At 35.8% G+C, this 16,088-nt stretch carries 13 protein-coding genes; 7 read left to right on the forward strand and 6 right to left on the reverse strand.

The window, feature by feature from the left end; all coding sequences use genetic code 11:
* Nucleotides 1-1,431, reverse strand: a 1,431-nt coding sequence (locus QXK50_00005) for a glycoside hydrolase family 5 protein (GenBank protein MEM2007545.1), incomplete at its 3' end; no start/stop codon positions are given.
* A gap of 780 nt (nt 1,432-2,211) precedes the next feature.
* Between QXK50_00005 and QXK50_00010 the strand changes: the two genes are divergently transcribed.
* The 4 genes from QXK50_00010 (at nt 2,212) to QXK50_00025 (ending at nt 7,736) form a co-directional block, all read left to right on the forward strand.
* Nucleotides 2,212-2,403: a hypothetical protein gene (locus QXK50_00010; protein ID MEM2007546.1), complete on the forward strand. Its 192-nt coding sequence runs from the start codon at nt 2,212-2,214 to the stop codon at nt 2,401-2,403.
* 606 nt (nt 2,404-3,009) lie between these two features.
* A complete protein-coding gene (locus tag QXK50_00015) occupies nt 3,010-4,959 on the forward strand; it encodes a hypothetical protein (GenBank protein ID MEM2007547.1) in 1,950 nt (649 codons plus the stop codon).
* 83 nt (nt 4,960-5,042) lie between these two features.
* Nucleotides 5,043-6,323 (forward strand): hypothetical protein, encoded by a 1,281-nt coding sequence (locus QXK50_00020; protein MEM2007548.1) that lies wholly within the window; start codon nt 5,043-5,045, stop codon nt 6,321-6,323.
* A gap of 36 nt (nt 6,324-6,359) precedes the next feature.
* Nucleotides 6,360-7,736 carry a hypothetical protein gene (locus QXK50_00025; GenBank protein MEM2007549.1) on the forward strand — a complete coding sequence of 459 codons (1,377 nt, stop codon included), beginning with the start codon at nt 6,360-6,362 and terminating at the stop codon, nt 7,734-7,736.
* A 155-nt stretch (nt 7,737-7,891) separates the two neighbouring features.
* Here QXK50_00025 and QXK50_00030 read toward each other — a convergent pair whose 3' ends face one another.
* Genes QXK50_00030 through QXK50_00040 form a run of 3 tightly spaced genes read right to left on the reverse strand, consistent with a single transcriptional unit; the run spans nt 7,892 to nt 11,173 of the window.
* A complete protein-coding gene (locus QXK50_00030; protein ID MEM2007550.1) occupies nt 7,892-8,707 on the reverse strand; it encodes an ABC transporter permease in 816 nt (271 codons plus the stop codon).
* Nucleotides 8,704-9,618 carry an ABC transporter permease gene (locus QXK50_00035; GenBank protein ID MEM2007551.1) on the reverse strand — a complete coding sequence of 305 codons (915 nt, stop codon included), beginning with the start codon at nt 9,616-9,618 and terminating at the stop codon, nt 8,704-8,706. The genes QXK50_00030 and QXK50_00035 overlap by 4 nt, the downstream gene beginning before the upstream one ends.
* The gene (locus QXK50_00040; protein ID MEM2007552.1) at nt 9,605-11,173 is read right to left on the reverse strand and encodes an ABC transporter substrate-binding protein; all 1,569 of its coding nucleotides are present in this window, start codon (nt 11,171-11,173) and stop codon (nt 9,605-9,607) included. Before QXK50_00040 ends, QXK50_00035 begins: the two co-directional genes overlap by 14 nt.
* 570 nt (nt 11,174-11,743) lie before the next feature.
* On the opposite strand from QXK50_00040, the gene QXK50_00045 reads away from it, so the two are divergent.
* Nucleotides 11,744-11,887: a hypothetical protein gene (locus tag QXK50_00045; GenBank protein ID MEM2007553.1), complete on the forward strand. Its 144-nt coding sequence runs from the start codon at nt 11,744-11,746 to the stop codon at nt 11,885-11,887.
* Nucleotides 11,856-11,993 (forward strand): hypothetical protein, encoded by a 138-nt coding sequence (locus QXK50_00050; protein MEM2007554.1) that lies wholly within the window; start codon nt 11,856-11,858, stop codon nt 11,991-11,993. Before QXK50_00045 ends, QXK50_00050 begins: the two co-directional genes overlap by 32 nt.
* Nucleotides 11,994-13,499: 1,506 nt before the next feature.
* Here the strand turns inward: QXK50_00050 and QXK50_00055 are convergent.
* Nucleotides 13,500-13,898: a transcriptional regulator gene (locus QXK50_00055; protein MEM2007555.1), complete on the reverse strand. Its 399-nt coding sequence runs from the start codon at nt 13,896-13,898 to the stop codon at nt 13,500-13,502.
* On the reverse strand, nt 13,898-15,223 hold the full coding sequence (locus QXK50_00060) for a DUF438 domain-containing protein (protein ID MEM2007556.1): 1,326 nt from the start codon (nt 15,221-15,223) through the stop codon (nt 13,898-13,900). The genes QXK50_00055 and QXK50_00060 overlap by 1 nt, the downstream gene beginning before the upstream one ends.
* A gap of 324 nt (nt 15,224-15,547) precedes the next feature.
* Between QXK50_00060 and QXK50_00065 the strand changes: the two genes are divergently transcribed.
* Complete coding sequence (locus QXK50_00065; GenBank protein MEM2007557.1) at nt 15,548-16,033, forward strand: pyrimidine dimer DNA glycosylase/endonuclease V; 486 nt, start codon at nt 15,548-15,550, stop codon at nt 16,031-16,033.
* Nucleotides 16,034-16,088 lie beyond the last annotated feature (55 nt).

Genomic DNA, 16,088 nt, shown 5'->3' on the forward strand with positions numbered 1-16,088 from the left:
AGTCGTTACAACAGTAGTAGTTCTAGGAGTAGTTAATGTAGTAGTAGGCGTTGGAGTAGGAGTAGTAGTTCTAGGAGTAGTTAATGTAGTAGTAGGCGTTGGAGTAGGAGTAGTAGTTCTAGGAGTAGTTAATGTAGTAGTAGGCGTTGGAGTAGGAGCCCATACTTCACCATATGTCGATTTGCATGAATCCATGGATCTTTTTAGGTTTTGGTATTTGTCCTCCCATATTGTTGTCCAATCATCTTTTAGTATTCCCCCTGTATCGCCGCTATTGGGGTTCCAGCTCCAGTAAGTCCACCAACATATTCCGTTCTGTATGAAATAGTCTATGAGTTTTTGTTGCCATATTCTATCTCTTGAATCTCCTCCATTGCCATATCTACCACCGAATTCTCCTACAAGTATTGGTAGACCTAATTGTGTCTTAACGTAGCCGTAATTTTGTTCCCATATTTTGTAGAGGTTGTCTGGATATACGTTTGGATCATTGAAGTATGGTTGTACGTATACATCGGGTCCATAGGTATGTGGCGAGTATAAGAGTTTGTTGCTTGGCAGATTCACCGGATAATCTTTTACCGCTCTTAGGTTCTCGCCCCAGTATACTGCATCAGGGTATAGAGGCACATTATCAGACCTTGGATTTGTGTAATGCGTTCCTTCAACTATTATTAGCCAATGTGGTGCTACATTCAAGATTTCTCTACCTATTCTTTCAGCAGCTAGATTCCAATCGGTTCTTGTGTTACCAATACCCCATGTAGCTCCTTGACCACTTGTATAACAGTCTTGTCTACCCATTCCTATGGGACAGTGTGGTTCATTCTTTAAGTCAGCACCTATAACATTTGGATATTTCCCAAATCTTTGAGCCACGGATTTCCAGACGTTTATAAAGTCTTGTTCGCTAAACGAACTTGTATACCATAAAGGTTCTATCTCATTGCATCCTATCCTATGGAAATCAAATATAATAAATATCCCTAGTTCAGCAGCTTTCTGAACTATCTTCTCCATGACTGTTACAGAATCTAGACCTTGTAGATCTTGATTACGACTATAGTCTATAGTTTTGGGGGTTGTTCCAGGTGTTACAGATGGTGGACAGAATGGCAATCTTATGGCATTAAATCCTAAGCTTTTGATTTGTTGAAGCATATCTTGCCAATTCCTAGACCATAAACCATGGACAACATAATCCGATGTCTCAAAACCAAACCAGTTAACTCCTGTGATATATATGGCTCGTTCTCCACTCGCAGTACGCATCCACACCTTACCATCTCTAATGAAGTATTCAACTGTGGATGTTTGGGATACCACTTGCACCGACTCATATGTGAACATGTACGTCATACTTAATACTATTGCTAGGGTTGTTAATGCAGATACAAACTTGAGTGTTCCATTAGAGTTAAATTTGTACATAACCTTTACATCACCTAATTAAATACACTGTTTATGACTATGTTCTGTCTCCAGATATTTGTGCTTTACGTGTATGATAGCTAGATATAGGTGGAAATAAGTAGAGATAAGTATTATCGATAACTATGCTAAGTAATGTGAGGTATTACGAGTAATGTCATATAGATTTCCATGAAATTTTATGACTTATTCTCGAGATGACAATAATACCACTCATAATGGTGTACATACCATATGATTCAACATTCTAATGAAGAATATACCGTAGTTTGAACTTAATACAGTTATGTGAAAGATACACATATACTGGTTCTTGCGGTAGCCCTTAGTACACCTAAGTTAGTTGGTTTGATTGTACTCAGCTTATAACTACTTTTTTACAATTACCTCAATGTTAGGTTGGATCATTAAGTGCAAAGCATTTATTAAACTAACTAGTGTTTGAGAATTATGATTGAATTGATTGATCTGAGTGTCGAAAACAATGAAGATTGCAATTATGAAATATACTAAAGAGTTCAATCATAACAATAGTGATGCTATCTTCATTAGTATTAGCATCAATAAATACGTATGCGCTACAGATCACAGTAAATGATGTGACTCAGAGTTATAAATGTTCTTCCTGCTACTGGTCAGTATGTTGGTACTGTTTCGAGGGGTTATTGTAGTGGTGGTTCTTGTCAGCTTTGGAATCTGAGACAGATAGGTAATGCATCTATTGATGTAAATCTATGGGGGTTAGAGGGTAGAGAATCTCAGTCTAGTGGAGAAGCTGTTATGGAGATATTACAGGGAGGGATTCTACGAACTAGATCTCAATGGCAATTAGGTACAGCTCCTCAATACAATACACCCGGATATCACGAGGTTATATATGGTGCTAAACCTTGGGGAACAACATCACAAGAATATCCAGCTTACCTAGACACACTATATAGGTTACGTCTTTGGAAATTCTTGTACAATTAATTCAATTGATTTGCTTTGTATGATTAACTCGTAATTCAAATCTTTGATTTATCCTGATTTATCGAACCTGATAATTGCTCCCTAATCTTGAGGCTCAACTAGTCAATCAATTAGAGTAACTCGATACACAATCAATGTAGTAATTAAAGATCTACAGGATACCAATATATCAATAGCATCTAGATACATAAGTTAATCAAAGAGTTAGCAGACTAATATCATTGTTTCAACATTTTCAATATTCTTCAGCTACCTCTATGAAGTTCTAAGGTTTTTGTAAATATAACGTACTAGACGACAAATTCAACCATAATTGTAAGTCTAGGTAACAATCACAATGAATTACAATAAGTCTAAGTAATGATTAAACAAAGAACATTACTCTAAGCTGATTAAAACTTATTTCCCCAATTATTCAGGATACGACGTATGTTCAATCTCTAATTAATTGTCCTTTAATAATATTCTCTGGTGTTACCAAGTTTAACAAGTTTGACTACATATCATTTTGATCTCTACACATTCTAGTCATTCTATAAGTTATGTTTTTAAATTTTAAACATGTATTAATTATATCTATGTAATTGGTATTGGGTGTACACTATCATGAATCTAAATTATAAAGAAAAACTAATCAAAGCAACCGCAATTATTGTAGGAACAATATTGGTACTAATGATAGCACCATCATTATTAACTCAACCAAATAATTTGGTTCCTGCACCAAGTACTAGTGTTATGCTTAATGCTGCTAGATCTGCATCATTATCTGGTGTTCTTCAGTTTAGGTCAAGAACATCTGGATCAATATCTGTTAGTGGTGGTAGTATTAGTGTTAGATCTGGTGATATTGTTGCTATAGATTTTAATGCTAATAGAGGTGTTTTATGGATTGGTACAGATGGTTGGATGTCTGTATCTGGTTTGAATGTGAATGCTGTTTATGTTAATGGTAATCTAGTAGCAAGTTCAGCAACAATAACAGGTGTTTCTGGTATACAAGTAGATTTATCATCTATACAGACATCACTAACAGTAACAGTAACAGGATCAGGATACACACAACTAGTATACAATGGACAGACACTTATATCAGGAACAGACAGTAGAACAATAGTAATACCCAACATAGGCGCAACAACATCAACAGCACTAAACCTAAACATAGGAACATCAAATGTATATCTATCAGCAACATCAGCACAACCACAAATAGGTGCAACAATAACAACACCTACACCTACACCTACTCCTACTCCAACGCCTACTACTCCTATTACACCTACTCCTACTCCAACGCCTACAACGCCTAGAACCACACCTACTCCAACGCCTACACCTACTCCAACACTAACAACTGTGCCAACAGTTACAATTACTACAACTACGGTTCCAGTAACCATAATACTGACTACTGTTGTTAATGTTCAAGTAGTTGCTACTGCAACATTTACAGTTACATCACCTATAACAACTGTTGTGCCAGTTACACATACAACAACAGTACCAGTAACAATAATTAGAACAATAACGGTGACAAGAACAACTACTACTCCTATTACAACTACTCCTACTCCAACGCCTACCACGCCTAGAACCACACCTACTCCAACACCAACAACAACTGTACCAACTACTGCGCCTGCTGGTGGTATTGTAACTGTTATAAATAACACTATAACTAGGGTGAGAGGTACTGGTACATTTACTATTACTGGTAATGCTAACAATAGGTATCCAGCTCTAGAAGTAGATGCAGATGGTGATGGAGCTATAGACTTTGTTGTTGAGCCAAATCTATGGAATGTTGTTGGAGGCTCTGGTCAAGTGGCAATGACTGTTGTTGTGAGAGGTCCTAGAGATTATACAGTAAACGTGGATATTAGTTTACAGAATATTCAGCAGGAGAGTTCTAGTGGTTGGGTTCATGCATATCCTGAGGTATGGATTGGTGCTAAACCATGGAATGTACTTGGACCTGCGACAGATGGATTCATATCAGGCTCTGCTACGTTACCAATACGTGTATCAGAGCTTGCAAACACCAATGTATGTGTCTATATGGGATCTTACAGTATAACTAGAGTTGATTCAAATCTACCGTTTAACTTCCCATTTGAGACATGGTTGACAAGAGATACCACGAGAGGTAAAACTGTACAGTCCAATGAAGTTGAGGTAATGGTGTGGTTTGCATATCATCAGATGCAAGGTGCAGGAGGCACTGTTGCAAATCCAACAATAACGATATACATTAATGGTCAACCAGTTAGTCAGCAGTATGAGTTATGGAGATCTGGAGGTGTAGGACAAACTGGTTGGGAGTACTTTGCATTCAGGCCAACAACATCTAGAGAAAGTGCGAGTAGAGTAGCATTCTGCTGGAGAGATTTCCTAAATGTTGCCAGACAATATAGTGATAGAAGTGGATGGGATAACATGTACTTCACAGTATCAGAAATAGGAACAGAATTTGGATCACCAAGCTATCTAAATGCGCAACTGAGATGGAGCATATCAAACTACTGGCTATCAGTCGGGGTATACACAGGATAACCTAGCTATTCAACAATAATAAATATTTTTAAATTATTTTTCTTTACTATATTTCTATACCCCATATTTGATAGCTAAGATGTGTGGTCAAGGTGTATAGAACTCTATATCCACTTGCTCTAGTTGGTATCCAAGTTATTCTCATAGCTCTAGCTTCATCATTTATAGCTATCGACATTGTTTATACTGGTAATCCATATTATTTATTGGAAGAGGATTATTCGCAAGGTATTGATATTGCTTATGCTGTTTGTATTCATAGAGATGTCATCTATGTTGTTGGATCTACATATTACCGTATGTTTATTGATGGTGTATCTATCTCTAATGGATCTAGGTTATTTTCTTGGAGATCTGACTGGATTGGAGAACTATATGATTGTATTATCGTTAACTCTAGCTTATTTGTTGTTGGTGTTAAGAAAAACGATTATGGTGTTAATAGATGGTTTATCGGTTTATTTGATACTGAACTTAATCTCGTTATGTGGAGAGAATCCCATGACAATGGAGCAGCACTTTCCATAGCGTATGGTTATGGCTATCTCTATATCGCTGGCTACGGTAGCATTGCAGCTAATAATTATAGCGATATTGTGTGGATTGTAGAGAGAGTGAATAGAGATGATATCTACAAATACATCTATGCGGTGTCTAATCCGTCTAGAGGTGGCGATATTGCAAGTGCTATAGAGGTTAATCCTGTGAGTGGAGATATATGGGTTGTTGGTACAAACAGCAGTAGACGTACATGGAGAATAGAGGTATATAATAGAGATCTCGTACATATATCCTCTAGAGATCTAGAGGTACCGAATTACCCATACTCCATAGCCTTCAACTCATTAGGTAATGCATATATAGCAGGAACTTCTCATGTTGCTAAAATTGATAGAGATTTAAATATAATTGAGAAAATTGGTATAGGTGGGGATATCAAGAAGGCTACTCTATATAATGACACACATCTAGTTTTAGTGATACAACATTCTGATGAATACGGTATTCAGAATCACTACATCTATATACTTGATGATGATCTCGATATAGTTGATACAATGTGTGTAACATGTGGTAGAAATTATTCAGCTTATATCGATAGAGGTAGAGTCGCGTTAATGGGTAGAGAGCTCTATGTAGCTGGCTATGGTGCTAGAAGTAGTGGTAGATACCTCATGAACACGTTCATCATAATGTATGCTGTGTCAATACCAGAAGATCTACGAATGATACATAAGGTTATAAGCAGTGATAACTTTTTCAACATTATAGCGACATCCCTAGTTCTTGTAGTTGCAGCTGGAGTATGTTTTGCTGTATTTAGGAAAATAGGTAAGAGAAAGAGCAAGAAGAAAAAGAGATAAATTTGTGATACTGAATGTTAGATGGTGGCGATAGCTATGAACTCTAGGATTAATTTATTACCTATGACTATAGTCATCATAGTTCTTGTCTCGCTGATATCTGTATTGGTATCTGCTGATGAAGACACTATGTATAGTATAGATGTAGAAATGGTTAGAAGATTAAAGATACTTCCTGGGGATGATAAACCGTATTGTGTTGCAGAAAGAGATAGGTTTATCTATGTAGTAGGTATAGGCAATAATGGAGATGTGGCATATGTATTCAAGATGGATAAAAATAGAGGCTATATACAGAGAACTTGGAACATAGGAAGAAAGGGATGTCCAATAGAGCTTCATGACTGCAGATTCATAGGCGATAGACTCTATGTTATTGGTATTGATTGTCAAGATTCGAGAGATACTAGCTGGATGTTTCTAGTATTCGATGATAATCTGACGCTGCTACTCAATATCAAAGAGAATCATACACTAAAAGAAGATTGGATACATGCATTTACATCTGATAGTGAGTATATATATGCTGTAGGAGCAGTGAATGGTACTGGAGGCTATAAGACAGTAATGATATGGCAATGGCGTGTAGAGAAAAGAAGATTATGGGACCTTCGTCTTGTTTCTAGCTATACATCTAGAGAAATCTATGGTGGAAGACCATTCGATATAGAGATAAATCCTATTACCAATCATCTATGGATTGTAGGTACAAACAGAAAACCATATGAGAAAATGCTTATGTGGAGCATAATGATTCTAGATAAAGATCTTAAGCCAGTTAAAGAGCATGCTCTGTTAGAAGAACTTCAAGGTCAAGCACTAACGGTATGCTTCGATAAACATGGCTATGCCTATATTGGGGGAGATGAGGCTGTTATAAAGATGGATACGGATGGCAATATCGTAGATATACGGAGATACACAAACACGAGTTTTTCGAAGAGTTTGTGTATAGATGATTTAATTTTCATGGTTGGAGATGTACTTAAACAAAACAGAACAAGACACCAAATAGCTGTGTTAATGGATACTAATCTAAATATACTCTCGATAAAGGATCTCCATGATCCAACTAATGCTACAAGTTCTTATTTCGATATAGGTTCTCTAGCATTTGATGGTAGGTACATATATGTAGCGGGTCACGAGGAGGTTACAAGATTTGAGAATCGGTTTGGATGGGTTATATACAAACTCTCTCTAAAGAGAAACGAAGAGATAGTTACATCAACACCAAAAACTATAAGTTCCATAGTCTCGCTTAACACATCACAATTCATTCAAATAGGCGATGTACTACCATACATAACACCACTAATAGTAGTTATAGTGTTAGTTGTAGGCTTTATAGTCTTCAGATATAAGAAGACCAAGAACAGAAGTAAAGTGAGAGGGAAACACAAAAAGGTCTGAACAAAAAGTTTGAAGTGGCTATTTTTATCATTACAAACCTAAGTCTTTATAATATTCCAGTTGCCACAATGTAGTTATAGGTTATGTATTTTATCTAGAACATTCTCCTCAACTATTTAATGTACTTGGACTCTAAGAAAGAACACCATGATATATTAGTAAAATAGTTTCCTATCTACATTGTAGCTATCTAGATGCTTCTTGATCGATTCTCCCAGAATTTCTGCTAATAAAATTGCTGCAAATACCACCAAAATTGGTGGTACTATATTGTGTGGTGCTACAACTACATACTTTACGGATTCAGCAAGAATACTTCCTAGAGATGGTGTTGGTGGCTGTACTCCTAATCCTATAAAGTTAAGCGAGATTTCTATTGATAGTGTCTCTGGAAAACTATAGATCGATAGAATAGCTACTGTAGATATTGTTTCTCTAGCTATATAATGTGTCAATACATATAATGTTGATGCACCTACAGCTCTAACAGACTCGATATAGGGTTCTACAGATACTGTTAAAGCTATGGTTCTAGTGACTCTATAGAACATTGGGAGAAATCTAAACACTATAGCTATAGCTATTACATGAATCCCGAAACCTATTACAAAAGCTGTTATAGTAGCTACAAATATTGATGGAACTATGTAGAAAAAATTCATTACAAGATCAGCGAAAGTGTGAAAGTGTTTAGAAAGAGCTGATAGAATTCCTATTAATGTGCCCAGAGTAGCGGAAAGAGCGAGGGATAGAGATGATACTGTAAGAGAAAATCTAGTACCATAGAGTACCCTTGTAAATACATCTCTACCAAGAGAATCTGTACCAAATAGATGATTAATAGAGGGCGGCAGAAATCTTCTATCTAACCTAACTTCATCATACCTATAAGGAACAACAATATCAAGTATAGCCATCAGTATCACGAAAATCGATATAGAGAGAAGCAGTATCGTTAGCTTCAGATTCATGATATAGAGACCCTGGGATCCAGCACACTATGGACGATATCTACAACAAGATTCACGAGCATCAATATGATTGATATAGCTACTCCCCAACCGATTAAAATAGGGTAATCTCTAGATGGTAGGGCTGTATAAAACACAAAACCCATGCCTGGGTACATAAATATTACTTCGGTAGCTACAGCACCAGCTATAATTACCCCAACTCTATAAAGTAACGCTGATAGGATCATAGGTAGAGAGTACCTCAAGACCTTGAGAAACAGATACCTCTTATTGTAACCCATAACCATATACATACCTACAAAAGGTTGTCTACAGCTATACTCTATAGCTGATCTAAGCACTCTATAGAATATCCCTATACCAGTAATAGTCAGTACTGATAATGGAGGCAAAATACTTCCAAGAGCAACAGAGTAACCAGTTCTCGCTATAAGTAAGAGGATAATTATACTCCATACAGTTGATTGTATAGAGCTAGACAATGAGGTAGATATACGAATTAGGTTACTATGTATATTGTGTACGAATTCCACATAAACCAAAGCTATAGATATGATCACTACAAAAGCTGATGAAAGTAGAGCAAGCTTAAGAGATGCCATAAATCCCCTAGAAACTATCGATACAACACTCTCTCCAGTATATATCGATTTACCCCAATTTCCAGTAAATATGTTCCTCAAATAGATCAGTAGATGGATTTGTATAGGTTTATCTAAACCTAATTGACGTTCAAGAACGCTCCTGGTAACAGGGTCTCCAGATATTTCTCCGTAGAGAACTGTTATAGGGTCTCCAGGTATAAGTCTAGCTGATAGGTATATAAACGATAGTATTGCTATAAGTAGAAAAAGATATAGTGATATCTTCTTTAAAGCCCTTAAAAAAATGTCTCTAGTTCTTAACATACACATCATCTAGTATGAGTATTTGGAATGGGAGTATCCTGAGACCTTCTACACTAGATCTAGTCACAATGATAATGTTTTCAAAGTATAACCATATAGCTGGACACTCGCTCCATATAATCTCCTGTATTCTTCTATAGATACTCTGTCGCACCTCTTCATCTTTTTCTTCAACAACTATATCTAGAAGTCTATCAACTTCTGGGTTACTATATAGAGGTGCATTAAGTGCTGCTTTGGTTCTCCAGTACGTTAGAGCATAGTATAATGAAGATGGTGAAGGTCCGTATATCGCTAGATCAAAGTCATGGTCTTGGAATACCTTTTTTAGAAAAGCTGTATGCTCTATACTCTGGATTTCTACAGATATACCTACTTCTGATAAGTAATACTTTAGTGTTTGAGCAAGCTCTATATCTTTAGGACTGCGTGTTGAAACAAGTAGTGTGAGAGTTCTATTGATTCCCCCAGCTTCAGTAATTAGCCTCTCTGCTTCCTCAGGATCATAGCTATACGGTTCTAGATATACAACGTTAGGAAATATAGGGGATGCAACGCTTTTCGCTATTACAGCAAATCCATTAAGTATATTCTCGACAATAGCTCTTCTATCAACAGCATAATTCATAGCTCTTCTGATCCTTACATCAGGAATCTTCAACGTATTTATAGCGGCTATAACGAATCTTACACCTGTCTCATTATACACCTTAAAACCTTCTCTCTTTAGCTGAAGAGCCATTTCAGGAGGTATACCAACAGAAATATCTACTTCTCTGGTCTTTAAAGCAGTTATTCTCGAGTTCACATCAGGTACAATTCTGTAGATAACCATCTCTAATAATGGCTTCTTGCCCCAATAATCATCAAAACGTTGAAGTTTTACATACTGTCCTCTCACATATTCAATAAGCCTATAGGGACCTGTGCCAATAACATCATCTAACGACTCGATCTTTTTATCCATATATCTTTCAGCTATATCCTTAGGCATTACAGCAACCGATAGATGAGCTAAATGCTCTATGAGTGGTGCAAAAGGTTTTCTAAGTCTTAACGCAAATGATGATGAGTTATACACAATAATATCATCTATGATTGGCATACCTTCAGCATCTCTAAGAAGCATTCTACCGATAGGGCTTATCTCTATGGATCTCCTGATGCTTGCTTCAACATCCCATGCAGTTAACTCTTTACCGTTATGGAACTTTATACCATCCTTAAGCACGAAAAACCAAAATGTTTCGTTAATAGGTATATATTTTTCAACCAGTTGAGGAATGTACACAAGTTTTTTCTCAACAGGATTGTAACCTATTCTGAAGAGACTTTCATAAACTTTTCCAAGGACCTCGAAATCAGCAACACTTGTAGCATAGTTAATGTCTATTGTTGTGATATCCGTAGATATAGCAATTTTCAATTCTCTAGCATAGTGAAATCCATTACTATCTCTAGACACATCTCCTCTAGACAAACCAATATAGATCAGAGAACAAGCTACAGCGATTATAGTTATGATGGCCATAATTCTAGCTAAAGATCTTGACATTCTGTATTCACCTTGCATAGCTATCCCAGATTTAAACTATTTATAGGTTGTCTCTAATAATATTTAAACTATTTAAACTAAGAAGGTAATAGATACATAGATACCCAGACTATAGCGAATTAGATAAACAGGATACTACCTACAAAATATAGCACAATGTAATGTTTCAAGAAGACAATAAAACACTAGATCCGTTCGTCAGTATCGCTAGTTTCTGGAAATCCATGCCGACTATAATATTGGTTTACTGGATAGACGATAAATTTAAGAGAATCTAGACCATTTAGTACCATATACAAGGTGTAGGTATTAACTAAACACAGCTAGGTAAAGATTCTTTTAGAGAGATCTAGATGTTTCTACGAATCTGCTCTCTTTCAAATCGATAAAGGGTTCTAGGATCTAGCTATGTTCAGTCTTGAACAAAGTCTTCAGCTATTCCTGAAATCAGTTTTACTCATCTTAGGTGTATAGAGTATCCAAGAACACACAGCATTAAGGAAACTTCTCGAGTTAATCTATGAACTCACAAATTATGAAGAGATCAAAAGGTCATAGATAGAACATAGCGTGGAACTAGCTTTACTTGAAGATATCTATACAACCTTGAGATACATATCTAGAGGCTTTAGAGTTGAAGAAGTATTGAGAGTAAGAGAAGCTGTAGATAAGGTGTTTAAAGTTGTTAGAAGAACTATTGATAAAGTTGGCTAGACATAGAGCAGAAGTGTATAGGGATATTAGACACTACCTCAAGATAATTATGGAAACAGCTAAAGAACTAGATAGAGAGGCTGAAGTCTATCTTTTCAATTGTTGAAGATACATACACACTATCAAGTAACATAGATGTACTGATTGTCACAGAACATTCACCAGAAAACTTACTAGTGAAGCTGTGGAAAAGAGGGATAAAAGATCCATTTGAAATAAACATAATAAAGAGATATGCTTGATCTCTATAGGAAAAGATCGAAATTAATGAAAATAGAGGATACAATTGATTTTATCGACACACAGCATCTCAGAAAATCAATACAAATATGATATTTGAATAGATAGAACCCAAAATCTCTAAACTAAACACAATTTTGTTGCTAATTAATACAGAATTATCAAATAATATATAGTATGGACTCTATATAACCCTATAGCATTGCAACTAGGACTATGACTATAGTTGGTATATCATACATCAACTAATTAAATTCACAAACATATCACAATTATCTATTTATGTTCAAACATAAATTAAATAATGCATCAATCATAAGCTAAAAACAGCTACATGATATAGTTATGAGATGTAAAAGATAATAGTCATAATATCACGATCTACTATACATTATATGGTACACCATAGCATAAATTCTGTAAAAATCTATATAGATCTCTTGGCTAGCTAAAGTTTAGAGCCCAGTATCTATGATTTCCATGTTTAATTATTTGGCTAGGTAAACACTATGAATATTCTACTGAAATATGATTATTTGGAAGTGTTTAAAACAAGTTACGCTATAACGTTTGGTTAAGGTTTCTAGAGACTAAAGAGAATTATAGATATTGCTTAAAATCTTGCTCTAGTGATAGAAAACAATTAAATCAGTTAACTGATGCTAGAGAACTAGCAAAGATAATCAAGATACATTATCACTATGCTACTTAACTGAAGTATTCATGTAATATAATACCTTTATACAACCAAAGTAAGCATCTTAGAATAATACTTTAAGTATCTTAGAAAGTATCTTAGAAGAAGACACATACATCTTGATGGAGGTACCCAATAGACGAAGTTATGGTCTATCCATCCAAAGTATCTAGATACTACCTAACTATAGAAAGAGAGTACGAAAGATCTAGGGTAGATGTTTGGAGGGATTACGATGTACAAGTATCTTTAGCATACCTATAGGTAGGCACATAACCCTGGATTTAGATATTAACGCTATGCATCTTCTAACCTACCTATTTTCACAAACTCTACACCATTACTGCTTAGCTCAACTAAAGCATATCTACCATACGTTAAACGTCCTATAAACTATAGCTGTTCTACCTAGCGTAACCCAATAGCTATACTTATGTATACGACTTGTTACCCAAAGCAATGGATTAAGTTCTTAAAGGTATCCTTGGAATATCTTAGAACATATTTTTCTCGTTGAAGCTAATTGAAAAACGTATTAAATACTTTAGCGGTGTTGGTATAGTGGTTGAGAATTGTTACCAATGTTGTTAAGCTGATCTTCTAGGTATTTAGTTATTAGTTATAGAATATAAATATAAATAGGTAGGTATACCGCTTATGTTAAGCTATTAGTATTTATTGAATCTTATTTGTTTTGAATAGCTCTAGGCATATACTGCATTTATCTGGCACTATATTTGGCTCTAGTTTTTTGTGTATTTCACATAGGTGCTTTCTGGACATAAAGTATATGGCTATTCTATCGATTTCCTTAGCTATTATGTATTGATCTACTTCACCACTTGATATTTTATCCACAAGATTCTCTATACGCTCTACTATATCTTTATATCTCCTTAAGTCTACCTGTGTTCCCCGTTCTCCGTTTATATACCTTGTTATAAGCGATGGAGATATTTTGAGGATTTTAGCTATCTCTACACCCATGAAGCCTTTCTTAATAAGCTTTAGCACTACTTCTCTTCTTATCGCAGGGACAATGTATTTTGATCCAAGCTCTAGTACAGACTTCATTATAACACCATTATCTTCTTCTTAATCTCCTCAACGTTATTTATGATATCTGTGAGATCTTCTACAATCTCTAAAGCTCCTAGGTACTCACCTTTGTCGTTTCTAACAGCTACTATAAGTACTCTAACTATTCTATCGCTAATTTTTGTCCAGAACTCCTTATACTCAGCTTTACCTGTTTCCAGTTCATCGACTACACTACGAACGAGTTTCTCAAGTCTTGGTGGATGGCAGAACTCAAGCCTTCTACCGAGTATAGTTTTTGTTCTTACGAAACCTTTCCTAAGCTTGCTCTCGCTATAGAATGTAACCCTATCGTTTTTATCGGCGTAGGTTACCTCTATGGGAAGAGACCTAATCAACTCCTTAACTTCTTCTACATTAAGATATCCTGTCTCTAGATCTACATCACCTTCCTCCTTAATCTCGTAGGTATCAGGATTTAAACCACCTCTAAGAGCGATATCTTTGAACTCTGGTGGAAGATTCTCTAGCTGCTGAAGCTCTATAGGTACCTTAAGTTCGTATGGTAGAACAGGCTTCTCTCTAGGGCTCCACTCTCTATCCTTGACATCAACTATCCACCCTATCTCATCAGCAATCTTAGCAATAGCGCTCCACTCACCTTCGCTAAACAAAGTCCATACAGCTGGAAATAGTATTTTATTCTCCCTAAAAACTAGTTCCCCTACATCCTTAGCTATATCGATTCCTAGTTCTCCAACTCTCCTTATATCCTCTAAACCCCTTAATTCTAACGCTTTCTTAATCTCCTCGGATAACTTCCTAAGCTTTACAACTACTTGATCTTCTCTACCCCATAAAACCCTTGGGATAGCTATAATACCTCTTCTCTCTAGATAGGGAAATAGAAGCATCTGCACCTTCCTATAATGGCTTCTTAAAGCCCTAAGACTATTAACAACGTTAAGTAAGCCTTGTAAATACCTTGAAGCTTCTTCAATACTTTGAGCCTTTAAAAGCATAGAGGAGTAAAAACCTAATGCTTCCGACTGCTTAAGTATCAATTCATTCTCTTTAACGAAAAGATCGACGGGATGCCCCTTAGGTACGTTGGAGAGCTCTTTACCAGCAAGATAATCTCTAAACAGCTCTACATGGAGATCGCAAAGCCTTAAAATCTCTTCTACAGAAACCCCTTCGACAACAAGGTGTTGCTCAATCAACGGTATTTCGAACGGTGATATCTGGGCAATAACATCCCCGAACTTCTTCTTAAGCTCTTCAACGTTTTCACCTTTGTGTATAGCTTTCAATAAGTTTTTCATTATCTCGATTTTTCTACTTATACCCGAATTTGACATGTGTCAAACACCAAGTATAGTAACGGTTAGCAGATATAAAAACTAACCTATTATAACAAACCAACTAATGCTGCAAACATTTTCCCTAACCTTTCAAAAAGATGTACTGTACATCTATAGCTAAATCAGTTGTTTACAGAAACAATGAATGTAATGAATAAATCAATACATATAGGGGTAGCTAATGGAGGGCAATTCAAAATACATAAATAACTTATGTATTACTTAACTAAGTAGGGTAAACACAGTGATAGTTAAACATATTAGTACTATGCATAAAGGTAAAAGCCTGGGTTTAACTATGAAAATGCTATAATCTCCGATATCCACGGAAATGCCGATGCTCTTAATGCTGCTCTAGATAGAGTAGGCCTTATTGCTCTCTGGAGAGAAGGTCTTCTAGCACAAAAAGTTCTTGAAGGATCAACAAAAGGTTACATAAACCATCCACAATTGACTAGATTTAAACAATCACAGAACCCATTACTATCTATTGGTACATATCTCTACTATGTATATCTTGAAGGCGTAAATAGAGGATACAGGTTCAATCTAAATAAAATCAAGGTATACAATACATCTATCACAGGCTTTATACCAATAACATCTGGACAAATAAGATATGAATACAAGTTGCTCTTATACAAACTATCATCTAGAGATCCTCAATGGAGGAAACAGATAGAATGTATAGAGAGAATAGATGTGAATCCAGTCTTCTATATAATTGAAGGATCGATATCTGAATGGGAAAAGCCTAGAGATTTCTTGCTAAGAGACGAAGATAGCGAGAGCATCAAATATGTATAGAGTGGAACCAGGCATAGGGCTGCAATAATTAATTTGGTGCAAAAGTGTTAAACTT

It is taken from the genome of Ignisphaera sp. (genome assembly GCA_038831005.1).
Classification (GTDB): Archaea; Thermoproteota; Thermoprotei_A; order Sulfolobales; family Ignisphaeraceae; genus Ignisphaera.